General features: G+C 71.7%; 17 protein-coding genes. 14 read left to right on the top strand and 3 right to left on the bottom strand.

Going from position 1 to position 22,629, the window contains the following annotated elements; translation table 11 throughout:
• Positions 1-18: 18 nt before the first annotated feature.
• Positions 19-549, bottom strand: a complete 531-nt coding sequence (locus ACIBI4_RS28555) for a TIGR00730 family Rossman fold protein (protein ID WP_399206982.1) — start codon at positions 547-549, stop codon at positions 19-21.
• A gap of 63 nt (positions 550-612) precedes the next feature.
• Here ACIBI4_RS28555 and ACIBI4_RS28550 point away from each other — a divergent pair, with 63 nt between their 5' ends.
• From ACIBI4_RS28550 to ACIBI4_RS28485, 14 genes are all read left to right on the top strand, one after another.
• Positions 613-1,302, top strand: a complete 690-nt coding sequence (locus tag ACIBI4_RS28550; RefSeq protein ID WP_399206981.1) for an SDR family oxidoreductase — start codon at positions 613-615, stop codon at positions 1,300-1,302.
• A 62-nt stretch (positions 1,303-1,364) separates the two neighbouring features.
• Positions 1,365-2,363 carry a methionine synthase gene (locus tag ACIBI4_RS28545; protein ID WP_399206980.1) on the top strand — a complete coding sequence of 333 codons (999 nt, stop codon included), beginning with the start codon at positions 1,365-1,367 and terminating at the stop codon, positions 2,361-2,363.
• A 72-nt stretch (positions 2,364-2,435) separates the two neighbouring features.
• Positions 2,436-4,628 (top strand): NAD-dependent DNA ligase LigA, encoded by a 2,193-nt coding sequence (gene ligA, locus ACIBI4_RS28540; RefSeq protein WP_399206979.1) that lies wholly within the window; start codon positions 2,436-2,438, stop codon positions 4,626-4,628.
• A gap of 255 nt (positions 4,629-4,883) precedes the next feature.
• Entirely contained in the window at positions 4,884-6,953 is a 2,070-nt protein-coding gene (locus tag ACIBI4_RS28535) for a putative bifunctional diguanylate cyclase/phosphodiesterase (RefSeq protein WP_399206978.1), read from the top strand.
• Between the two features lie 144 nt (positions 6,954-7,097).
• On the top strand, positions 7,098-7,394 hold the full coding sequence (gene gatC, locus ACIBI4_RS28530) for an Asp-tRNA(Asn)/Glu-tRNA(Gln) amidotransferase subunit GatC (RefSeq protein ID WP_016432511.1): 297 nt from the start codon (positions 7,098-7,100) through the stop codon (positions 7,392-7,394).
• A gap of 6 nt (positions 7,395-7,400) precedes the next feature.
• Positions 7,401-8,894 carry an Asp-tRNA(Asn)/Glu-tRNA(Gln) amidotransferase subunit GatA gene (gatA, locus tag ACIBI4_RS28525; RefSeq protein ID WP_399206977.1) on the top strand — a complete coding sequence of 498 codons (1,494 nt, stop codon included), beginning with the start codon at positions 7,401-7,403 and terminating at the stop codon, positions 8,892-8,894.
• 5 nt (positions 8,895-8,899) lie between these two features.
• The gene (locus ACIBI4_RS28520; protein WP_399207143.1) at positions 8,900-9,130 is read left to right on the top strand and encodes a hypothetical protein; all 231 of its coding nucleotides are present in this window, start codon (positions 8,900-8,902) and stop codon (positions 9,128-9,130) included.
• A 16-nt stretch (positions 9,131-9,146) separates the two neighbouring features.
• Entirely contained in the window at positions 9,147-10,652 is a 1,506-nt protein-coding gene (gatB, locus tag ACIBI4_RS28515) for an Asp-tRNA(Asn)/Glu-tRNA(Gln) amidotransferase subunit GatB (RefSeq protein WP_399206976.1), read from the top strand.
• 260 nt (positions 10,653-10,912) lie between these two features.
• Positions 10,913-13,000, top strand: a complete 2,088-nt coding sequence (locus ACIBI4_RS28510) for a phosphocholine-specific phospholipase C (protein ID WP_399206974.1) — start codon at positions 10,913-10,915, stop codon at positions 12,998-13,000.
• 272 nt (positions 13,001-13,272) lie between these two features.
• Entirely contained in the window at positions 13,273-15,495 is a 2,223-nt protein-coding gene (locus tag ACIBI4_RS28505; RefSeq protein WP_399206972.1) for an MMPL family transporter, read from the top strand.
• Positions 15,496-15,595: 100 nt separating this feature from the next.
• Complete coding sequence (locus ACIBI4_RS28500) at positions 15,596-16,192, top strand: hypothetical protein (protein WP_399206971.1); 597 nt, start codon at positions 15,596-15,598, stop codon at positions 16,190-16,192.
• A gap of 279 nt (positions 16,193-16,471) precedes the next feature.
• Positions 16,472-16,645: a hypothetical protein gene (locus ACIBI4_RS28495; RefSeq protein ID WP_399206970.1), complete on the top strand. Its 174-nt coding sequence runs from the start codon at positions 16,472-16,474 to the stop codon at positions 16,643-16,645.
• A gap of 232 nt (positions 16,646-16,877) precedes the next feature.
• On the top strand, positions 16,878-19,916 hold the full coding sequence (locus ACIBI4_RS28490; RefSeq protein WP_399207142.1) for an AAA family ATPase: 3,039 nt from the start codon (positions 16,878-16,880) through the stop codon (positions 19,914-19,916).
• A 153-nt stretch (positions 19,917-20,069) separates the two neighbouring features.
• On the top strand, positions 20,070-20,243 hold the full coding sequence (locus ACIBI4_RS28485; RefSeq protein ID WP_399206969.1) for a DUF6191 domain-containing protein: 174 nt from the start codon (positions 20,070-20,072) through the stop codon (positions 20,241-20,243).
• 42 nt (positions 20,244-20,285) lie between these two features.
• On the opposite strand, the gene ACIBI4_RS28480 is transcribed toward ACIBI4_RS28485, so the two are convergent.
• Both ACIBI4_RS28480 and ACIBI4_RS28475 read right to left on the bottom strand, forming a co-directional pair.
• Positions 20,286-21,458, bottom strand: coding sequence for a PQQ-dependent sugar dehydrogenase (locus tag ACIBI4_RS28480; RefSeq protein ID WP_399206968.1), 1,173 nt, complete (start codon positions 21,456-21,458; stop codon positions 20,286-20,288).
• Positions 21,459-21,634: 176 nt separating this feature from the next.
• Complete coding sequence (locus ACIBI4_RS28475; RefSeq protein WP_399206966.1) at positions 21,635-22,627, bottom strand: aldo/keto reductase; 993 nt, start codon at positions 22,625-22,627, stop codon at positions 21,635-21,637.
• Positions 22,628-22,629: the final 2 nt, after the last annotated feature.

Raw genomic sequence — 22,629 nt, 5'->3', positions numbered from 1 at the left:
GCAGTGACCGGATGCGGGTCAGCTCTCCAGGTACGCGAGCGCCGCGGCCGGTTCCTCGGCGAAGAACACCAGGTCGGTCAGCGGGACGGGCAGGAAGCCCTCGTCCTCCATCCGCCGGAACTGTGCCTTCAACCCGTCGTAGAAACCGGCGGTGTTGAGCAGCACGACCGGCTGCGTGGCCTTGCCGTGCTTCTTCAGCTCCAGGATCTCGGTGGCCTCGTCCAGCGTCCCCGTACCGCCGACCATGATGACCACGGCGTCGGCCTTCTCCAGGAGCAGTGCCTTGCGCTCGGCGAGATCGCGGGTCACGACCATCTCGTCCGGAGCGGTCACCGGGCGCGCCTTCGCGGCCAGGAAGCCGACGGAGACGCCGAGCAGGCTGCCGCCCGCCTCCTGTACCCCGTCCGCCACGACCTTCATCAGACCGACGTCGCTGCCGCCCCACACCAGGGTGTGCCCGCGCTTGCCGAGGAGCTCGGCGAACTCGCGGGCCGGGCCGGTGTAGCGCTCGTCCAGGTCGGCGGCGGAGAGGAAGACGCAGATGTTCATGGGCCCCACCGTACGCCGGGGGTGTGACACCGGAGCCCGGTGCGGTGCTGGCACGATGAGCCCATGGCTACACACGTGATCACCGGAGCGGGCTCGGGCATCGGAGCGGCCGTCGCGGCGCGGCTGCACGCACGCGGGGACGAGCTCGTGCTGCTCGCACGCAACGCGGCCCGTGCCAAGGAGCTCGCCGACCGGTACCCCGGTGCGCGGACCCTCGTCGGCGACCTCGCCGAACCCGACCGGCTCTCCTGGGCGTTCTCGCACCAGTCGCTGCCGGACCGCGTGGACACGCTGCTGCACATCGCGGGCATCGTGGACCTCGGCCCCGTCGGTGAGCTGACCCCGAAGATCTGGCGCGCCCAGCTCGACGTCAACCTCATCGCCCCCGCCGAGCTCACCCGCCACTTCCTGCCCCAACTCCGCCTCACCCAGGGCCATGTGCTCTTCGTGAACTCGGGCGCCGGTCTCGCCGCCCACGCCGACTGGTCGGCGTACGCGGCCTCCAAGCACGGCCTCAAGGCCCTCGCGGACTCGCTCCGCCACGAGGAGAAGCCCAACGGCGTACGGGTCACGACGGTCTACCCCGGCCGGACCACCAGCCCCATGCAGGCGAAGGTCCACCAGCAGGAGGGCAAGGAGTACGACCCCTCGCGCTGGATCGACCCGGAGTCGGTGGCGACCGCGGTCCTGACGGCGATCGACCTGCCGCGCGACGCGGAGATCACCGACCTCTCGGTGCGGCCGGGACGGTAGGGCAGGTGCGGCCGCGACGGTAGGGCGCCGCGGGCCGGAGCCCCACCACTTACCCTTCCGTGGTGAACCAAACGCGTACCTGGGCCCCGGCCACCGGTGTCGGGTCCATGCCCGGCACCGACGCCCGCGAGGCCGCGAAGACCGCCGCCGGCACCTTCGAGGACTTCCCGTTCCTGCCCGAGCTCCCCGCGAGGGGCCCGGGCGCCGACATGATCGGCCGCACCCTGGGCCTCCTCGTCGAGATGTACGCCCGCGTGGAGCCCAGCGGCTGGCGCTTCGGCGACCGGCCGGGGCGCGACACCCGCCGCGCCTGGTCCTGGCTCGGCGAGGACCTCGACGCCCTGGAGGAGTTCACCCAGGGATACGAGGGTCCGCTGAAGATCCAGGCCGTCGGGCCCTGGACCCTCGCCGCCGCCGTCGAGCTGCGGAACGGGGAATCGGCGCTGTCCGACCCGGGCGCCTGCCGCGACCTCGCGGGCTCTCTGCGGGAGGGCCTCACCGAGCACCTCGCCGACGTACGCCGCCGCATCCCCGGCGCCCGGATCGTGCTCCAGCTGGACGAGCCCTCGCTCACCGCCGTACTGCGCGGCCGGATCAGGACGGCGAGCGGCTACCGCACCCACCGCGCCGTGGACCGCCAGGTCGTCGAGTCCACGCTGCGCGGCCTGATCGAGGCGCACGACGGCCCGTCGATCGTGCACACCTGCGCGCCGGACGTCCCCTTCAACCTGTTGCGCCGCGCGGGCGTCGCCGGGGTCTCGTTCGACGCCGCGCTGCTCACCGAGCGTGACGAGGAGCCGATCGGCGAGGGCGTCGAGGCGGGTCTGCAGCTGTTCGCCGGAGTCGTGCCGTCCACCGACGCCGCATTGTCGGACCCGGCCAGTAACGTCATGGGTGTCAGGACGCTGTGGCGCAGGCTCGGCCTGAATCCGGGATCGCTCGCGGAATCGGTCGTGGTCACGCCGTCGTGCGGACTTGCGGGGGCTTCGCCCGCGTACGCCCGCAAGGCGCTCGCCCACTGCGTCGCGGCGGCGCGTTCGCTGGCGGACCACCCGGAGTGACGGCGGGCGCTCGGTGATGCAGCAGGAAAGACCAACGGGGACTGGCTTTTTACGGGCGTGGGAGGACACACGATGGTCGGCTCGGAGCAGGCAGGCGGCACGTCATCGGTGCCCGCCGAGGCGCGGGAGCGGCATGCGCAGGTCGCGGAGCAGATCGAGGAGCACCGCTTCCGTTATTACGTGAAGGACCAACCGGTCGTCAGCGACGCGGAGTTCGACAAGCTGCTGCGGTCGCTGGAAGCGCTGGAGGACGAGTACCCGGAGCTGCGTACGCCCGACTCGCCCACCCAGAAGGTGGCCGGGGACTACCGGACGGACTTCGCCACGGTCGAGCACCGCGAGCGCATGCTCTCGCTCGACAACGCCTTCGACGACGAGGAGCTCGCCGCCTGGGCGGCCCGCGTGGCGAGCGATGTCGGGACCACCGACTACCACTTCCTGTGCGAGCTCAAGGTCGACGGTCTGGCCGTCAACCTCACGTACGAGAAGGGGCGGCTGACGCGCGCGGCCACGCGGGGCAACGGCCGCGAGGGCGAGGACATCACGCCCAACGTCCGTACGATCTCCGACATCCCGGACCGTCTGAAGGGCAGCCGCATCCCGGATCTCGTCGAGATCCGCGGTGAGGTGTACTTCCCGGTGGAAGGGTTCGAAGAGCTCAACGCGCGCCGTGTGGAAGCCGGTCTGGAGCCCTACCGCAACCCCCGCAACTCCGCCTCCGGCTCGCTGCGCCAGAAGGACCCCAAGGTCACCGCCACCCTCCCGCTGCACATGGTCGTGCACGGCATCGGCGCGCGGGAGGGCCTGGAGATCAGCCGTCTCTCCGAGGCGTACGCGCTGCTGCACGAGTGGGGGCTGCCGACCGCGCAGCACAACAAGGTCGTGGACGGCCTCGACGGCGTACGGGAGTTCATCGCGTACTTCGGCGAGAACCGTCACTCGGTGGAGCACGAGATCGACGGCGTGGTCGTCAAGCTCGACGAGATCCCGCTGCAGGGCCGGCTCGGCTCCACGGCGCGCGCCCCGCGCTGGGCCATCGCGTGGAAGTACCCGCCGGAGGAGGTCAACACCAAGCTGGTCGACATCCTGGTCGGCGTCGGGCGCACCGGCCGGGTGACCCCGTACGCGCAGGTGCAGCCGGTGCACGTGGCGGGGTCCGAGGTCGAGTTCGCCACGCTGCACAACCAGGAGGTCGTCAAGGCCAAGGGCGTCCTCATCGGGGACACCGTGGTGCTGCGCAAGGCCGGCGACGTGATCCCGGAGATCCTCGGCCCGGTGGTCGATCTGCGCGACGGCAGCGAGCGGGAGTTCGTGATGCCCGCCGAGTGCCCCGAGTGCGGCACGGAGCTGCGGCCCATGAAGGAGGGCGACATCGATCTGCGCTGCCCCAACGCGCGGACGTGTCCGGCCCAGTTGAGGGAGCGCGTCACCTTCCTCGCGGGCCGTGAGTGCCTGGACATCGAGCACTTCGGCGGGGTGGTCGCGGCCGCGCTGACCGGTCCGCTCGAACCGGCGACGCCGCCGCTGGTGGACGAGGGCGATCTCTTCGACCTCACGATGGAGGACCTGCTCCCCATCAAGGCGTATGTCCTGGACAAGGACAGCGGTCTGCCCAAGCGGGATCCGAAGACGGGCGAGGAGAAGATCGTCACGGTCTTCGCCAACCAGAAGGGCGAGCCGAAGAAGAACGCGGTGGCGCTCCTGGAGAACATCGCGAAGGCCAAGGACAGCCCGCTGGCCCGGATCATCAACGGTCTGTCGATCCGGCACGTCGGCCCGGTCGCCGCGCAGGCGCTCGCCCGCGAGTTCCGTTCCCTGGAGCGGATCGAGCAGGCCACCGAGGAGGAGCTGGCGGGCACCGACGGCGTCGGTCCGACGATCGCCGCCGCGCTCAAGCAGTGGTTCGCGCAGGACTGGCACCGCGAGATCCTCCGCAAGTGGCGCGACGCCGGGGTCCGCATGGAGGAGGAAGGCGGCGAGGACGAGGGCCCGCGGCCGCTCGAAGGTCTCACCGTCGTCGTCACGGGAACGCTGCAGCACCACACCCGGGATGGCGCGAAAGAGGCGCTGCAGAGCCGCGGCGCGAAGGTGACCGGTTCGGTTTCGAAGAAGACGTCCTTTGTTGTGGTCGGCGACAACCCTGGTTCGAAATATGACAAGGCGATGCAGGTGAAGGTGCCGGTTCTGAACGAGGAAGGCTTCGCGGTCCTGCTCGAACAGGGCCCGGACGCAGCACGGGACGTTGCCGTTCCGGTACCCGAGTAGCGGTTGAAGGCCACCCGTTCGGCGCATACCAGATGCATACGGGTGGCCGGGTGGCATTCGGGCAACCGTGCTCGACCGCTGCCCGTGGACGCCTTCTGCGGCCTACTGTTGAGAAGTGCGCCTGCCGTGTCCGGTTGCGGATGGGGCATCCCGCGCTCAACAGGAGCGTGGGAACGGGTTTCGGACGCGGTGGGTTTCCGAGGTTTTGACAGGAGCCGCGTGGCGTGGGCACCGCCGGCTGTGAGAGGGACGGGAATGAAACCGACCGAGAGCGCCGATCCGGTGTCCCGGCTGCCTTGGTCGTGGGCGCCCGCGCTGCCCACCGCCGTGGTGGCCGTCGCCGCGGTCGTGCTCGGCGCGGGGGTCCACAGCGCGGTGACCGGGGAGCACGCCCTCTTCCCCGGCTCGACCGTCGGCTGGTCGCTCGCGGCCCTGGTCGGGGTGATCGTCGGGCATCTCGTCGCGCTCGGCCGTGAGCGCTGGTGGGGCGGCACCGGTTCCGGCGCCGCCCTCACACTCGCCGTCCTGCTGCTCTACGGGTGGGTGCCGGCCGGGATGGTCAGCCTCACCGTGATCGCCCTGGTGGGCGCGGCCCGCCGGCGCCGCTGGCGGCAGGGGCTGCTGCACGGCGCGATCGATGTGCTCGGGATCGGCGCGGGTGCGCTGGTCCTGGCCGCGTTCGGCGAGGTGCCGACGGTCGAGCGGCCCTGGACGCCCGAGAGCTGGGACCTGTGGGCGATTCCCGAGGTCGCCCTGGCAGCGGGCGCCTATCTCGTCGTGACCCGGCTGCTGCTCTGGTACGTGCACGCCCCGCACTCCGCGGGCCTGCCCACCGTCGCCCGTACCGCGATGGTCCGGCAGGGCCTGGTGGCCGTGGCGCTGCTCGGGATCTCGCCGCTGATCTGCGTGGTCGCGGTGGAGATGCCCGTGCTCCTGCCGCTGTTCGCGATCCCGCTCGTGGCCCTCGACTCCACGCTGTGGATCGCGCGGGCGCGCGCCGAGGAGCAGCTGCGGGATCCGCTCACCGGCCTGCCCAACCGGCAGTGGCTCCTTGAGCGGACCTGGTCGGCTCTGGACGAGGCCGAACGGACCGGTGCGCGGTCCGCCCTCGTACTGATCGACCTCGACCGTTTCCGTTCGGTCAATGACACGCTCGGGCATCTCGCCGGGGACCGCCTGCTGCTCCAGATCGCCGACCGGCTCCAACTCGCCCTGCCCAAGGGCGCGGAGGCGGCACGGCTCGGCGGCGACGAGTTCGCCGTGCTGCTGCCCACCTGCGACTCGACCACCACGGCCAAGCGCATCGCGCGGGTCCTCGTCGCCGAGCTCAGCTCGCCCCTCGACCTCGACGGGCTCACGCTCGTCCTGGAGGCCAGCGCGGGCCTCGCCGTCTACCCCGACCACGCGCTCGACGCCGAAGGGCTGCTGCGGCGCGCGGACGTGGCGATGTACCAGGCGAAGGTGGACCGCACGGGCGTCGAGGTGTACGAGTCCAAGCGCGACTCCAACACCCCCGACCGGCTCGGACTGCTCGGCGACCTGCGGCGCGCCCTCGACGCGGGCGACGTCGAGCTGCACTACCAGCCGAAGGTCCGCTTCGACGGACAGGTCGCGGGCCTCGAAGCGCTCGTACGGTGGGTGCATCCCGAGCGCGGCAAGGTCCCGCCGGACGAGTTCATCGCCATCGCGGAGTCCTCGGGCCTGATGCCGCATCTGACGGAGTACGTGCTCGACACCGCCCTCGCGCAGGTGGCGAAGTGGCACGAGCAGGGCCTCGAGGTGCCCGTCGCGGTGAACGTGTCGCCGCGCGATGTGCATACCCCCGGGTTTGCCGGGTCGGTCGCGGCGCGGCTCGCGCGGCACGGGGTCCCCGCGGGGGCGCTGCAGCTGGAGATAACGGAGCACGTGCTCCTGGAGGATCCGCAGCGGGCCGCCGACACCCTCGCCGGGCTCACCGGGCACGGCGTGAAGATGTCGCTCGACGACTTCGGCACGGGGTACTCGTCCCTGGTGCATCTGCGGCGGCTGCCCGTGAGCGAGCTCAAGATCGACCGGTCGTTCGTGGCGCGCCTCGCGGTCGACGCGGAGGACGCGGAGATCGTCCGCTGCACCGTCGACCTCGCGCACTCGCTCAACCTCGTCGTCGTCGCGGAGGGCGTCGAGGACGACGAGACCTGGGAGCGGCTGCGGGATCTGGGCTGCGACGCGGTCCAGGGCTGGCTGGTCGCGGCGGCGATGCCGGCGGAGGAGACGACGGCGTGGCTGCTCGCGCGGGGGTCCAAGGGGTGGCAGCGGGCGGCTGAGCTCGAGGCTGGTGCGTCTTAAGGCCGGTCTGCCGTGTGCGGCCCGTTGCCCCGGCGGGGTGCATCCGAACTTCGTTCGGATCGCCTCAAACGCCGGCGGGGCTGAGTGGGCTTCCCACGCCCCATAGGATTGGCCCCACACGCCACACCAAAAAAGAGGATCCGCATGCCTGGCATCACGCGCGAGGAGGTCGCCCACCTCGCCCGGCTGGCGCGTCTGGAGCTGAAGCCCGAAGAGCTCGACCACTTCGCAGGCCAGCTCGACGACATCATCGGCGCGGTCGCCCGCGTCAGCGAGGTCGCCGACCAAGACGTACCGCCGACCTCCCACCCGCTTCCCCTGACGAACGTCATGCGCAAGGACGAGGTCCGCCCCTCGCTCACGCCCGAGCAGGCGCTCTCCGGCGCCCCGGCCCAGGAGCAGCAGCGTTTCAAGGTGCCGCAGATCCTGGGGGAGGACTAACCCGACATGACGGACATCATCAAGCTCACCGCCGCCGAGATCGCGCAGAAGATCAAGGACGGCGAGCTCACCGCGGTAGAGGTCACCGAGGCCCACCTGGCCCGGATCGAGGCCGTCGACGAGAAGGTGCACGCCTTCCTGCACGTCGACCGTGAGGGCGCCCTGAAGCAGGCCGCCGCCGTGGACGCCAAGCGCGCCGCGGGCGAGAAGCTCGGCCCGCTGGCCGGCGTCCCGCTCGCGCTCAAGGACATCTTCACCACCGAGGGCATCCCGACCACGGTCGGCTCCAAGATCCTCGAAGGCTGGATCCCGCCGTACGACGCGACGCTCACCAAGCGCCTCAAGGCCGCCGACGTGATCATCCTCGGCAAGACCAACATGGACGAGTTCGCCATGGGGTCCTCCACCGAGAACAGCGCCTACGGCCCGACGGGCAACCCGTGGGACCTCACCCGGATCCCCGGCGGCTCCGGCGGCGGCTCCAGCGCCGCCCTCGCCTCCTACGAGGCCCCGCTCGCCATCGGCACGGACACCGGCGGCTCCATCCGCCAGCCCGCGGCCGTCACCGGCACGGTCGGCGTCAAGCCCACCTACGGCGGCGTCTCGCGCTACGGCATGGTGGCCTTCAGCTCCAGCCTCGACCAGGGCGGGCCCTGCGCCCGTACGGTCCTGGACGCCGCGCTGCTCCACGAGGTGATCGCCGGGCACGACCCGCTCGACTCCACCTCCATCGACGCCCCGGTCCCGCCGGTCGTCGAGGCCGCGCGCAACGGTTCCGTCCAGGGCATGCGCGTCGGTGTCGTCAAGCAGTTCCGCGGCGAGGGCTACCAGGCCGGTGTCGTGCAGCGCTTCGACGAGTCGGTCGAGCTCCTCAAGGAACTCGGCGCCGAGATCGTCGAGCTGGACTGCCCGACCTTCGACCTGGCGCTCTCCGCGTACTACCTGATCGCGCCCTCCGAGTGCTCCTCGAACCTCGCCCGGTTCGACGCGATGCGCTACGGCCTGCGCGTCGGCGACGACGGCACCAAGTCCGCCGAGGACGTCACCGCGCTCACGCGTGAGGCCGGCTTCGGCGACGAGGTCAAGCGCCGCGTGATCCTCGGTACGTACGCCCTGAGCTCCGGCTACTACGACGCGTACTACGGATCCGCGCAGAAGGTCCGTACCCTCATCACCCGCGAGTTCGAGGCCGCCTTCGAGACGGTCGACGTGATCGTCTCGCCGACGACCCCGACCACCGCCTTCCCGATCGGCGAGCGCGCCGACGACCCGATGGCGATGTACCTCGCGGACCTGTGCACCATCCCGACCAACCTGGCCGGCAACGCCGCCATGTCGCTGCCCTGCGGCCTCGCGCCGGAGGACGGCCTGCCGGTCGGCCTGCAGATCATCGCCCCCGCCATGAAGGACGACCGTCTGTACAAGGTCGGTGCGGCGGTCGAGGCTGCATTCGTCCAGAAGTGGGGACACCCGCTCCTCGAGGAGGCTCCGTCGCTGTGAGTGCCATGTCCAAGGCCAAGGGCTTCAAGAAGTCCAAGACCGGTACGTATCTGTCGATCGGGACGACCGCGTTCGGCGCGCTCAGCGTGCTGAAGCAGGCGAAGAAGGCGCGCACCGAGCACGACACGCTCCGCCTGGTGGACGCAGCGGTCTCCGCCGCGGCGATCGTCACCGGCGTGGCGCTGCTCCTGCGCGAACTGAAGCGCCTGGGCGACGACGACGTCCTGTTCGGCTGAGAGGGAAAGTTTCACCGTGACCACCGAACTTCTGTCGTACGAGGACGCACTGGCGTCGTACGACCCGGTCATGGGCCTCGAGGTCCATGTCGAGCTCGGCACCAAGACCAAGATGTTCTGCGGCTGCTCCACGGAGCTGAAGCAGGACGCCAACTCGCAGACCTGCCCGACCTGTCTCGGACTGCCCGGCGCGCTGCCGGTCATGAACGAGATCGGCGTCGAGTCGGCCATCAAGATCGGCCTCGCACTGAACTGCGAGATCGCCACCTGGTGCCGCTTCGCCCGGAAGAACTACTTCTATCCGGACATGCCGAAGAACTTCCAGACCTCCCAGTACGACGAGCCCATCGCCTTCAACGGCTACCTCGACGTGCAGCTGGAGGACGGCGAGGTCTTCCGTGTGGAGATCGAGCGCGCCCACATGGAGGAGGACACCGGCAAGTCGACGCACGTCGGTGGTGCGACGGGCCGTATCCACGGCGCTTCGCACTCCCTGCTCGACTACAACCGCGCCGGCATCCCGCTCATCGAGATCGTCACCAAGCCGATCGAGGGCGCGGGCGAGCGTGCCCCCGAGGTCGCCAAGGCGTACGTGGCCGAGCTGCGCGAGGTCATCAAGGCGCTCGGCGTCTCCGAGGCCCGGATGGACAAGGGCCAGATGCGCTGCGACGTGAACCTGTCGCTGCGGCCGCACGGGCGCGAGGAGTTCGGCACGCGCTCGGAGACGAAGAACGTCAACTCGCTGCGCAGCGTCGAGCGCGCCGCCCGCTTCGAGATCCAGCGGCACGCCGCGGTCCTGAAGGACGGCGGCACGATCGTCCAGGAGACCCGTCACTTCCACGAGGAGGACGGCTCCACGACGTCGGGGCGTATCAAGGACAACGCGGAGGACTACCGGTACTTCCCGGAGCCCGACCTGGTGCCCGTCGCCCCGGCCCGTGAGTGGGTCGAGGAGCTGCGTGCGGGGCTCCCCGAGATGCCGCGCGTGCGCCGCAACCGGCTCCGCGAGGAGTGGGGTCTGTCCGAGCACGACATGCAGTCGATCCTCAACGCGGGCGCGGTCGACTCGATCGTCGCCACGATCGAGGCCGGTGCCGACTCCGTCGCGGCCCGCAAGTGGTGGATGGGCGAGCTGGCCCGTAACGCCAACGAGTCGCAGGTCGCCATCGACGAGCTGCCGATCACCCCGGCCCAGGTGGCCCGGGTCGCCGGGCTCGTCGCCTCCGGCGACCTCAACGACAAGCTGGCCCGCCAGGTCATCGACGGTGTGCTCAAGGGCGAGGGCACGCCGGACGAGGTCGTCGACAAGCGCGGTCTGAAGGTCGTGTCCGACGAGGGCGCGCTCTCCACCGCCGTGGACGAGGCCATCGCGGCCAACGCCGGGATCGTCGCCAAGATCCAGTCCGGCAAGGTCGCGGCCGCCGGTGCCCTCGTGGGCGCCGTCATGAAGGCCACCCGCGGTCAGGCCGACGCGGCGCGCGTCAAGGAACTCATCCTGGAGAAGCTCGGCGTCGAAGGCTGACGCGAGGGTTTCCTCCGCGAGGGCGGTGCCCCCGTCCCCGTACTGCCTCTTGGGCGGTACGGGACGGGGGCACCGCCTTTTCGGCACGCCCTGAGGCGGAGGGCGCCCGGACCAAGGCGGGTGGGGCGCCCGGGACTTGGGCGTTCACTGTCAAGTCGCGCCCATGTCTTTTCTTCGCCACCGGCGCGCCCTAGCGTCCCCGGTCGGAGCCCCACCCGTGGGCCCGGTGCACCCGCTGTCCCCGACCGGGAGGTCCCGCCTTGTCCTCGTCGACGCCGAACCAGCTGTCCCGCAGACGCCTGCTCGCCCTCGGTGGCGGTGCCCTCGGCACGGCCGCGGCCGGCTCGCTGCTGCCGCCGTCGCTGACCGAGGCCCTGGCGCACGAGCCGCCGTCGGGCGGGCTCAAGGCCGTCAAGCACGTGGTCGTCCTGATGCAGGAGAACCGGTCCTTCGACCACTACTTCGGCACGCTGCGCGGCGTCCGCGGCTTCGGCGACCGCAACGCCATTCAACTCCCCACCGGCAAGAGCGTGTTCGAGCAGCCCGCGCCGCTGCAGACCGTGCTGCCCTTCCCGGTACGCGACGCCGCGGCGGCCGCGCAGAAGGACCTGCAGTACATCGGCGACCTGAACCACGACTGGGCGGGCGGCGGCAAGGCCTGGAACAAGGGCTGGATGGACAACTGGATCACCGCCAAGTCGGCCGCCACGATGGCGTACTACACGCGCGCGGACATCCCGCTGCACTACGAACTCGCCGACACCTTCACGATCTGCGACGCCTACCACTCGTCGATCCACACCTCCACGAGCCCCAACCGCAACCACCTGTGGAGCGGGATGACGGGCACCGAGGCAAACGGCGACCGCGCGGTCGGCAACGGCGCGTACGCCGAGGGCACCCACCCCGGCTACGGCTGGACCACGTACCCCGAGCGTCTGGAGAAGGCGGGGCGCAGCTGGCAGACGTACACCGAGTGGGAGAACTTCACCGACAACCAGATCGAGTTCTTCAAGCCCTTCAAGGCCATCGCGCGCAAGGTGCTCGCCGGGACCGGCTTCACGTATATGGAGGCGTTCTACGCCAAGGTGCGGGACACGGCGGACGAGGCCGAGCGCACCCGGCTCCTGAGCGCCCTGGAGGACGGCGTCAAGACCCTGACGGACGACGAGCGTTCGCTCTTCGAGCGGGCGCTGCGGCGCGTCCCCACCGGCAAGCTCGCCGAATCGTTCGCCGAGGACGTCGCCGCGGGCAGGCTGCCCGAGGTCTCGTACCTCGTGCCCTCCGCGCTCGACTCCGAGCACCCCGGTGCCTCCTCGCCGATCCACAGCGCGACCCTCGTCTACAAGGTCCTCGACGCGCTCGCCTCGCACCCGGACGTCTGGCGGCACACGGTCGTCCTGCTCACGTACGACGAGAACGACGGCTTCTTCGACCACGTACCGCCGCCCGTGCCGCCCGCCGGTGACACCGAGGAGCACTGGCAGGGGCTGCCGACCGGGCTCGGGATCCGGGTGCCGATGCTGGTGATCTCGCCGTGGTCGGTCGGCGGGCATGTCTCGTCCGAGGTCTTCGACCACACCTCCGTGATCCGCTTCCTGGAGCGCTGGACCGGGGTGCGCGAACCCAACATCGGCGCGTGGCGCCGCCGCGTCACCGGCGATCTGACGGGCGCGTTCGACTTCCGGCGCGGACGCCCGCAGCCCGAGGTCGAGCAGCCGGCCGCGATCCCGCCGTTCACCGGGCGCTGGCGCCCGCAGCCGCCCGTGCACCAGAAGATGCCCGGCCAGGAGCCCGGCCGCCGGCCCGCCCGCGCTCTGCCGTACCAGCCGGACGCGTACGGGTCCGTGCGCGGCGGAGTGTTCCGGCTGAAGGCCGAGAACCGCGGGCGCTCCAGCGTGCCGCTCGCGCTGTACCCGTACGCCGGCGAATTCGCCGTGCCCCAGCACCTCGACGTCGAGGACCGGACGCTGTGGGAGGTGCCGCTCGCCGGGGACGCGTACGACTTCACCGTCACCGGGCCGAACGGCTTCCGGCGCGAGTTCGCCGGTACGGCGGCGGGGGCGGCGGGCGCGACGACGGAGATCTCCGCGCGGGGCCGCACCGTCCGCATCACGCTGCGCAACGACGGGGACGCCTCGCTGCTCTTCCGTGTGCGCCCGCTCGCGTACTCGGACGCGGCCGAGCAGGAGATCCGGGTGCGGCCCGGCGGCAGCCGGACCCTGGTGCACCGGACCTCGCACGCGCACGGCTGGTACGACCTGGAGATCACCGCGCCCGCGGAGGCCGGGTTCCGGCGCCGCCTGATGGGACACATCGAGAACGGGCGGGCAAGCGTCTCGGGCTGACCCGCGAAAGCGTCGGTCCCGCGCCCCACAGGCCGTTGCCTGTGGGGCGCGGGACCCGTTGCCCATGGGGCGCGGGACCAAGGAACCGTAGGAGAGTGCCCTCTTGTGAGGAAGGACACGAAAGGGACAATCGATCTCTAATCGCTGCAAGAGTGTGCGCGTGGTGGACCGTAGGTCCGTCGACACAGCGGGCCCGGTGCCCGCGCACAGGGCGCGAGTTCCTCCAGAGCTGTTCCCGAACCACAGAACCCGAACGACCAGGGAGCAGCCCCGTGGCAGCACTCGCACGGTGGTGCATCACGCACCGACTGGCCGCCGTCCTGCTGTGGCTCGCCGCCCTCCTGGGCACCGGCACCGCGGCGCTGCTCGCGGGCAACGCGTACTCGAACGACTACAACGTCCCCGGCACCGAGTCCGGCCGCGCGGCCGAGCTCCTGGAGACCGGGTTCCCGCAGCTCGGCGGCGACAGCGACACCATCGTCTGGCACACCACCGACGGCACCGTCGACGAGGCCGCCGTCCAGCAGACGATGACGAAGACCCTGGACAAGGTCGGCGCGCTGCCCGGTATCTCCACCGTGGTCAGCCCGTACCACCAGGCCGGCGCCGCCCAGATCAGCCAGGACCGGCACACCGCGTACGCCGTCGTCACCTTCGACCAGGCCGCCGAGAACATCGACCGCGGCCAGGCCCAGGCCCTCGTCGACACCGCGAAGGCGGCCGAGGACGACGGGATGCAGGTGGAGCTCGGCGGCAGCGCCGTCGGCCTGACCGAGGCGAAGAGCGGGCACACGGCGGAGGCCGTCGGTGTGCTCGTCGCGGCCGTCGTACTCTTCCTCGCCTTCGGCTCGCTCGCCGCGAGCCTGATCCCCATCGCGACCGCGCTCGTCAGCGTCGGCACCGCGTACGCCGGGACCGTGCTGCTCGCGCACACCATGACCGTGGCCGACTTCGCGCCCATGCTCGGCACCCTCATCGGGCTCGGCGTCGGCATCGACTACGCGCTGTTCATCGTCACGCGCCACCGCCGCGGCCTCAAGCGCGGACTGCCCGTCGCCGAGGCGGCCCGCGAGGCCGTCGCGACCACCGGGCGCGCGGTCGTCTTCGCGGGCGCGACCGTGTGCATCGCCCTGCTCGGGATGCTGATCCTGCGGCTGAACTTCCTCAACGGCGTGGCGATCTCCGCCTCCCTCACCGTGATCCTCACGGTCGCCGCCTCCGTGACCCTGCTGCCCGCGCTGCTCTCGCTCATCGGCATGCGGGCCCTCAGCCGCCGCGAACGCGCCCGGCTCGCCGCCGACGGGCCCGCGCCCGAACTGCCCACCGGGCTCGCCGCGCGCTGGTCCGCGTTCGTGGAGAAGCGGCCCAAGCTGCTCGGCGCCCTCGCGCTCCTGGTGATCACCGTCCTCGCGCTGCCCACGCTCTCGCTCCGGCTCGGCACCTCCGACCAGGGCAACAACGCGCGCTCGTCCACCACGCGCCAGGCGTACGACCTGCTCGCCGAGGGCTTCGGACCCGGCGTCAACGGTCCCCTCACCGTGGCCGCCGAGGTCAACGGCGCCGAGGACCGGCTCGCGCTCGACCAGCTGAGGGAGCGCCTGGGCACCACCGACGGCATCGCGTCCGTGACCCCGGTGACGTACGACGAGAGCGGCCGGGTCGCCCATCTCACCGTCGTCCCCGACTCCTCGCCGCAGTCCGAGGCCACCAGCGAACTGGTCGACACCCTGCGCGGCGACCTGCTGCCCGCGGCCGGGAAGGGCACCACGCTGGAGACGTACGTCGGCGGGATCACCGCCGGATACGACGATTTCGCGGCCGTGATCGTCGGCAAACTCCCGCTGTTCGTCGGGGTCGTGGTCGGCCTCGGCTGTGTGCTCCTGCTGCTCGCGTTCCGCTCCGTCGGGATCCCGCTGAAGGCGGCGGCGATGAACGTCGCGGCGGTCGCGGGCGCCTTCGGCGTCGTCGTCGCGATCTTCCAGTGGGGCTGGGGCGCCGACGCGCTGGGGCTCGGGACCGCGGGACCGATCGAGCCCTTCCTGCCGGTGATCATGGTCTCGGTGCTCTTCGGGCTCTCCATGGACTACCAGGTCTTCCTCGTCAGCAGGATGTACGAGGAGTGGCTGGAGACAGGTGACAACCGGCGGGCGGTCCGGGTGGGCCTCGCCGAGACCAGTCGCGTGATCAACTCGGCCGCGGTGATCATGATCTCGGTCTTCCTGGCCTTCGTGCTCAGCGGCGACCGGGTCATCGCGATGTTCGGCATCGCGCTCGCGGCGGCGGTCGCGCTGGACGCGTTCGTCCTGCGCACGCTCCTCGTCCCCGCCCTGATGCACCTTCTGGGCGGTGCGAACTGGTGGCTGCCGAAGTGGCTCGACCGGATCCTGCCCCGCATCAGCATCGAGCCGCCGGAGCAGCGCGGCGTGACGGTGCCCGGGCAGCGGACGGCCGCGGCGGACGGGGCGTCCGAGGTGGAGCTGAGCGGGGAGCGCTGAGGCGGGCCCTGTGTGTGCTGCGGGCCGGGGCCGGGGCCGGCGGGGTGGGACGGGGCTGGCGTTAAGGAAGCTCTCAGACGGGGCACCTAGCGTGCGGCTCATGACCACTGAGATCGAGAAGCGTGAGACCGACGAGGCGCCCGAGGCCGTAGCCGAGGACGGGGCGGTAGCCGAGGACGGGGCCGAGCGGGCGGACGGGCAGGACGAGGCCGCCGCGCGGGAGAACGCCGCGGAGGACCTCGACGGGGTCGAGGACGACGACCTGGAGCCCGAGGACGAGGCCGGGGCAGTGGCTCCCGCCGCCTCCGGCGTGGGCCAGGGCGCGGCCGCCATCGTCTCCGCCGGACTCGGCATCGTCGCGCTGACCGGCAGCTGGGTCGGCACCATCGCCTCCGCGCGCGCCTCCCTGGTCGGCCAGCTGGAGACCTCCAGCACCGCGAGCGTCGCCCAGCAGGTCGAGGCCGTGTACGGGGACGCGTGGCACGCCACCGCCCTGGTCGGCGGCGCCTTCGCGCTGGTCGCGCTGCTCGTCGGCGCGTTCGTCCTGGTGCGGCCCGCGTTCGGTGCGCCCGGCCGGGCGCAGGCGCCGTGGATCAAGTCCGTCGCGTGGGCGGGCGTGGCGCTCGGTGTGCTGGGACTGCTGCTCGCCGTCGCCAAGTACATGGATCTGTTCATGGGACTGCCGTCGGCCGCATGAGGGCTGAGGCCCTGAGGCACTGCGGTCCTGAGGCCCCCTGAGGTGGCGTCGTCGGCGCGTGCCTTAGCCCTCCGAGACCGTCTAAGACCCCCGGAATCCCTTGGGATCCGGGGGTCTTAGTGCGTCGTAAGGCGATGAGGCCCCGGACCTAAGGCCCCCCGGCCCGAGAGATGCGGCGTTCTCCCGATGTGGCGCACCCCCCTGGGACGCGAAAGTTGAGACATCGCAGAGAGCGAGAGGCCGGAACGGACCGGCCGCCGACTCCCAGGGGAGCACCAGATGTTCGAGTACGAGATGCAGAAGATCCGCCAGGCCGAGCTCACCCGTGAGGCCGCCGAGGAGCACCGGGCCGCCGAGGCCCGCAAGGCCCGCCGCGAGCGTCGCAGTGGGGACCATGAAATAGAGGGGCGGGTGAACCGCCAGCGCAAGTTCCGCCTTGTACGCGCCGCGTGAGCCCCGAAGGAACACGCGGATGACCACTCAGGCAGGTCCGCCGGCCCGTACGCATCAGGCCGGCCCGGCGGACCATACGGACAACACCGGACGGTCCGGTCCCGCGCAAGGGACCGGACCGTCGGACCGTACGAAACCGGCGGGCACGGCTTGGAGCAGCCCATCACCCCAGGTGACCGGGGTCACCGGGCTCCTGCCGAAATCGGGTGCCGCGCCCGCGGACCCGCGTGCGATGCTCGGCGCTGTGGAGACCAGGTCCGTCAGTCCGATATTCGTCGGCCGCGCCGGCGAGCTGACCGTGATGAACGAAGCGCTCGCCCGCGCCACCGCGGGCGAGCCGCAGGCGTTGCTGCTCGGCGGTGAGGCCGGCGTCGGCAAGACGCGCCTCCTTGAAGAGTTCTGCGCGACCGCCGCCAAGGAAGGCGCCGTCGTCGCGGTGGGCGGCTGTGTCGAGATCGGCGCCGAAGGACTGCCGTTCGCCCCGTTCTCCACCGCACTGCGCGCCCTGCTCCGCGAACTGCCCGAGGCCTTCTCCGCCGCGGCCGCCGGGCAGGAAGAGCAACTGGCCCGTCTGCTGCCCGAGTTGGCCGACCCCGGCAGCGCCCGGCCCACCTTCGGCCGGCAGGGCGAGGACGAGGACATGGCCCGCCTCTTCGAGCTCACGGTCCGGCTCCTCGAACGCGTCGCCGCCGAACGCCCCGTCGTGCTCGCCCTGGAGGACCTGCACTGGGCGGACGCCTCCACCCGCCATCTGCTCACCTACCTCTTCCGTACGCTGCGCAGCGGCCGCCTCGTCGTCATCGCCACGTACCGCTCCGACGACGTCCACCGCCGCCACCCGCTGCGCCCCCTGCTGGCCGAACTCGACCGGCTGCGCACGCTGCGGCGTATGGAACTCGCCCGGTTCACCCGCCGCGAGGTGCGCCGCCAGCTCGAAGGCATCCTGGCCGAACAGCCCGAAGAGGCCCTGGTCGAGCGGGTCTTCGACCGCACCGACGGCAACGCCTTCTTCGTCGAGGAGCTCGCCTGCTCCGACGACGACTGCGACCACGCCATGCCCGAAACCCTGCGCGACCTCCTGCTCGTACGCGTCGAGGCGCTGCCCGAGCACGCCCAGCGGGTCGTCCGCGTGCTCGCCGAGGGCGGGTCCACCGTCGAGTACGACCTGCTCGCCGCCGTCACCGGACTCGGCGAGGACGAACTGATCGAGGCCCTGCGCGCGGCCGTCGGCGCCAACCTGCTGCTCGCCGCGCCGGACGGCGACGGCTACCGCTTCCGGCACTCCCTCGTGCGCGAGGCCGTCAGCGACGACCTGCTGCCCGGCGAGCGCTCCCGCCTCAACCGCCGCTACGCGGAGGCCCTCGAAGCCGCACCCGGTCTGATCCGCGCCGACGAACTCGCCCCGCGCCTGGCCAGCTACTGGTACTGCGCCAAGGACGCCGGCAAGGCGCTGCCCGCCACCCTGACCGCCGCCGTCGCGGCCCGCCGCCGCTTCGCCTTCTCCGAGCAACTGCGGCTGCTCGAACGCTCGATGGAGCTCTGGGACCTCGTCGACGAGGAGATCCGGGCCCAACTGCGGCCCGCCGACTACACCGAGGCGTATCCGCCGTGCGGCTGCGACCCCGAGACCAAGCCGCTGCAGTACCTCGACCTGATGGCCGAGGCCGCGGTCGCCGGCCGCTTCTGCGGGGAGCGCGAACGCTCCCTGAAGATCACCAAGCGTGCGCTGCGCCTGCTCGACGAGGACGGCGACCCGCTGCGCGAGGCCTGGTTCTGGAACCAGAAGGCCTGGCTGCTCGCCGCGCTCGGCCGCAGCGACGGCCGGCCCGAGATCGCCCGCGCCGAGGAACTGCTCCGCGGCCTCGAACCGTCCGCGGTCCACGCGGAGATCCTCGCGTACCGCGCCACCTGGGGTTCTCTTCGCTCCCCGGGCCCCGAGACGCTGGCCGCCGCCGAACGGGCCGTCGAGTACGCCCGGATGGTCGGCGCCGCGGACATCGAGGCCAACGCCCAGCTCACCCTCGGCGGGCTCCTCGTCGACTCCGGTGACGTGGACGGCGGACTCGCTCTCATGCTCGCCGTCCGCACACGGATCGACGGCGGCTGCCTCGCCCGTGACCTCGCGCGCGTCCACATCAACCTGCCGTCCACCCTGGAAGGCGTCGGACGCTCCGCCGAATCCATCGCGTACGGCCGCAAGGGCGTCGACTTCTGCCGCCGCTACGGTCTCGCGGACGCCGAGGGCTGGGTCTGGGCCAACCTCTCCGAATCCCTGATCAGCAACGGCCAGTGGGACGAGGCGATCGAGGCCGTCGGCCACATCGACGCCACCGCGAGCAGCGCCAAGCCGCGCGTCATGGCCTGCGAACGCCTGGGCCGGATCGCGCTGTACCGCGGCGAATGGGGCACGGCGGCCACGTATCTCGCGCAGGCCCGCGCGTACTACGGCCCGCACGACCCGCAGCACCAGTTCACTCTCCCGCTCGTCCGGCTCTCCCTCGGCATCGCCGCGGGCGAAGGCCGTATCGCGGACGTACGGGCCGAGGTGGCGCAGACACTGGAGCAGGGCCTCGCGCCCGGCACCCAGCGCTACGCCTGGCCGCTGCTGCTCAGCGCGGCCGCCGCCGAGGCCGACGCACGGGGACTTCCCGCCGCCGAGCCCGGCCGGGCGCAGGCCATCGACACGATCCGCCGCGCGGCGAAGACCGTGGCGACGCCCGTGCCCGTCTGGCAGGCGTACGAGCGGTGGGTACGGGCCGAGCTGCTGCGCGCCGAGGACAAGGCGACGCCGCAGGACTGGGCCGAGGTCGCGGAACCCTTCACCGCGGCCGAGCGCCCCTACGGCCTGGCCCGCGTCCGCTACCGCCACGCCGAGTCGCTCCTCGCCTCCGGCGCGGACGACGCGGCCCGCGCACAGGCGACGGAGCTGCTCATCGCGGCCCGTGAAGTGGCGGAGCCCCTCTCGGCCAAGCCGCTCCTGGAGGACATCTCCCTCCTGGCCCAGCGCGCCCGCCTCACCCTGACCGGCGACCGGCCCGACCTGGCGCCTGCGCCGGGCCCGGACCACCCCCTGGAGTCCCTCGGTCTCACCAGCCGCGAACGCGACGTGCTCGGCCTCGTCGCCGAGGGCCACACCAACCGCCAGATCGCCGAGACGCTCTTCATCTCCCCGAAGACGGCGAGCGTCCACGTCTCCAACATCCTGGCGAAACTGGGCGTGGCGAGCCGCGGCGAGGCGGCGGCGCTGGCGCACCGGCTGCGGTTGTTCTAGCGGGGCCGGGGTGCGGCGTGCCGCGGGTGCCCCTGCGGCACGGTGGGCCGGGGCCTGGCCGGCCAGGCCCCGGCAGGCCAGGACCGGGCGGCTTCGGGAATTCCCCGGCCGCCCTGTCCGTTGGCCAGGCAGAGCCCACCGCGGAGGTGCAGGATGTTCAACCTGATCGAAGAGCTCTTCAACCCCGGCCGCAAGCACACGGAAGAGGAACGCAACCGCCTCGCCCTGACCAAGGTCGACATAGGCGACGGCGACCCCGGCAAGGGTGAGATAGACCTGAGCTCGGGCAAGGTCGTCATCCGCGTCCCGTCCCGGACCGAGGAGTAGCCCCGAGGCCCCGAGCTGCGGACCCGGGCGCCGGAGCCGTCCTCAGGTCACCTCCACAAGGAGCACCCGGTCGTCCCCGCCCTCGGGTGACCCCCGGCCGTCGGTCTCGCTGCTCACCACATACAAACGGTTCCCGCCCGCCGAGAGCACCGTGCGCAGCCGTCCGTACTCGCCCTCGAAGAACGCCTCTGGCTTTGCCAGCGCCTTCGTGCCGTCCAGCGGGATGCGCCACAGACGCTCGCCGCGCAGGCCCGCCATCCAGATCGAGCCCTCGGCCCAGGCGATCCCGCTCGGTGAGGCATCGGACGTCGGCCATTGCGCGACCGGATTCACATACTCCGCGCCCCCGTCGCCCTGGCCCTCGACCTCGGGCCATCCGTAGTTCTTGCCCGGCCCGATCTGGTTGAGCTCGTCCCAGGTGTTCTGGCCGAACTCGGCCGCCCACAGCCGCTGTTCCTTGTCGAAGGCGAGGCCCTGTACATTGCGGTGGCCCAGTGAGTACACCACCGAGTCCGCCTCGGGATTCCCCGGCGCCGGCTCCCCGTCGGGCGTCATCCGCAGGATCTTGCCGCCGAGCGAGGACTTGTCCTGCGACAGACCGGTGTCGCCGGTCTCGCCCGTGCCCGCGTAGAGCATCTTGTCCGGGCCGAACGCGATCCGGCCCCCGTTGTGGTTCGACCCCTTCGGGATCCCCCTCAACACCGTGTCGGGCGCACCCAGTTGCTGCCCGGCCGGCTTCTTCTCGTCGTACTGCAGACGCGCGATGCGGTTGTCGGACGCGGTCGTGAAGTACGCGTACACATAATGATCCGAGGCATACGTGGGGGAGAGGGCCAGGCCCATCAGGCCGCCCTCGCCGGCGGGCGCGACCCCCGGCACCTCCCCGACCTCGGTCTTCTTGCCGCTCTCGCCGTCGATCCGGGTGATCGTGCCCTCGTCACGTGAAGAGACCAGCAGATCGCCCTCGGGCAGCGCGGCGAGCCCCCACGGGGACTTGAGCCCCTCGGCGAGCGTCTTGACGACCTTCGCCGACCCTTCCGCGGGCGGCAGATCGGGGTCGGGCGTGGCGGACCCGGACGGTTCGCCGGACTTGCCCGCACTGGACGCGGGAGGACTGCTCTTCTTCGGCGGCGAGCTGTCGTCGCTCCCCGAGCAGGCGGAGAGCAGCAGCAGCGCGGCGGCGGCCAACACGGCGGGTACTGCGGTTCGTTGCACGGCCTCGGGTCCCTTCGACGATCTCGCTCCTACTGTTCATACACCGCCCGCGCCGCGCAGGTTCCCACAATCGCCGTCGGGACCAGAAGGGAGCCGTGGGGACTCGAGGGAGCAGAGGGCAGCCGTGGGGACTCGAAGGGAGCCGGCGGCCCACGCCTACTCCCAGGACCCGACCCCTACTCCCAGGACCCGACCCCGGCCGGCAGCTCCGCGATCTCCCGCAGATCCGCCTCCCCGAGCCGCACCCCGGCCGCCCCCGCGTTCTCCGCCGCCCACTCGGCACGCTTCGTACCCGGCACTGGGATCACCGAGGTGCCCCGCGTGAGCACCCACGCCAGCGCGACCTGGGCGGGAGTGGCCTCGTGGCGCTCGGCGATACGGCGCAGGCCCGCGACGATCGGCTGGTTCGCGGCCATCATCTCGGCGGTGAACCGCGGGTGCCGCGCCCGTACGTCATCCGGCTCGAAGCCCGAGCCCGGCGTCAGCGTCCCCGTCAGGAACCCGTTGCCCAGCGGCATCGCGGCCAGGAAGCCCACCCCGCGTGCCGCACACCACGGCAGCAGCGCGTCGAGCGCCTCCGGCGACCACACGGAGAGCTCGGCCTCGACCGCGCTCACCGGGAACACCTGCTGCACACGCTCCAGTTGACGGACCGTCGCGTCGTGCAGCCGCGCCCCGGGCCGCCGCCCGGCCCGCGCCCCCACCGCGCACAGCCCGAGCGCCCGCACCTTCCCCGCGCCGACCAGCTCCGCCATCGCGCCCCAGGTCTCCTCGACCGGCACCTCGGGGTCCGCGCGATGTAGCTGGTAGAGATCGATCACGTCCGTGCCGAGCCGCCGCAACGACGCGTCGCAGGCCCGTTTCACATACGAGGGACGCCCGTTGGCCACGATGTGCTGCTCGCCCACGAGCAGCCCGACCTTCGTCGAGACGAAAGCGTCGGCCCGCCGCTCCTTCAACACCCGCCCGAGCAGCAGCTCGTTGGTGAACGGCCCGTACATGTCCGCCGTGTCGAGCAGCGACACCCCCGCGTCGAGCGCGGTGTGCACGGCCCGCAGCGACTCCTCGCCGTACTGCCGGGAAGCGGTGTACGCCCAGCTCATCGGCATACAGCCGAGGCCGATCGCGCCCACTTCGAGTGCCGCCGCGCCGACCGTCCTGCGCTCCACGT

The sequence above is a fragment of the Streptomyces sp. NPDC050418 genome, assembly GCF_044458745.1.
GTDB lineage: Bacteria > Actinomycetota > Actinomycetes > Streptomycetales > Streptomycetaceae > Streptomyces.
Note: the sequence above shows the minus strand (reverse complement) of the source record. Positions and strands in the feature narration are given on the sequence as shown.

Coding starts and splice junctions, on each gene's coding strand:
- ACIBI4_RS28520 (WP_399207143.1), top strand. CDS start 8,900: ATGTCCAAGGCCAAGGGCTTCAAGAAGTCCAAGACCGGTACGTATCTG.
- gatA (WP_399206977.1), top strand. CDS start 7,401: ATGACGGACATCATCAAGCTCACCGCCGCCGAGATCGCGCAGAAGATC.
- ACIBI4_RS28535 (WP_399206978.1), top strand. CDS start 4,884: ATGAAACCGACCGAGAGCGCCGATCCGGTGTCCCGGCTGCCTTGGTCG.
- ACIBI4_RS28490 (WP_399207142.1), top strand. CDS start 16,878: ATGCTCGGCGCTGTGGAGACCAGGTCCGTCAGTCCGATATTCGTCGGC.
- ACIBI4_RS28495 (WP_399206970.1), top strand. CDS start 16,472: ATGTTCGAGTACGAGATGCAGAAGATCCGCCAGGCCGAGCTCACCCGT.
- ligA (WP_399206979.1), top strand. CDS start 2,436: ATGGTCGGCTCGGAGCAGGCAGGCGGCACGTCATCGGTGCCCGCCGAG.
- ACIBI4_RS28550 (WP_399206981.1), top strand. CDS start 613: ATGGCTACACACGTGATCACCGGAGCGGGCTCGGGCATCGGAGCGGCC.
- gatC (WP_016432511.1), top strand. CDS start 7,098: ATGCCTGGCATCACGCGCGAGGAGGTCGCCCACCTCGCCCGGCTGGCG.
- ACIBI4_RS28555 (WP_399206982.1), bottom strand. CDS start 549: ATGAACATCTGCGTCTTCCTCTCCGCCGCCGACCTGGACGAGCGCTAC.
- ACIBI4_RS28485 (WP_399206969.1), top strand. CDS start 20,070: ATGTTCAACCTGATCGAAGAGCTCTTCAACCCCGGCCGCAAGCACACG.
- ACIBI4_RS28500 (WP_399206971.1), top strand. CDS start 15,596: ATGACCACTGAGATCGAGAAGCGTGAGACCGACGAGGCGCCCGAGGCC.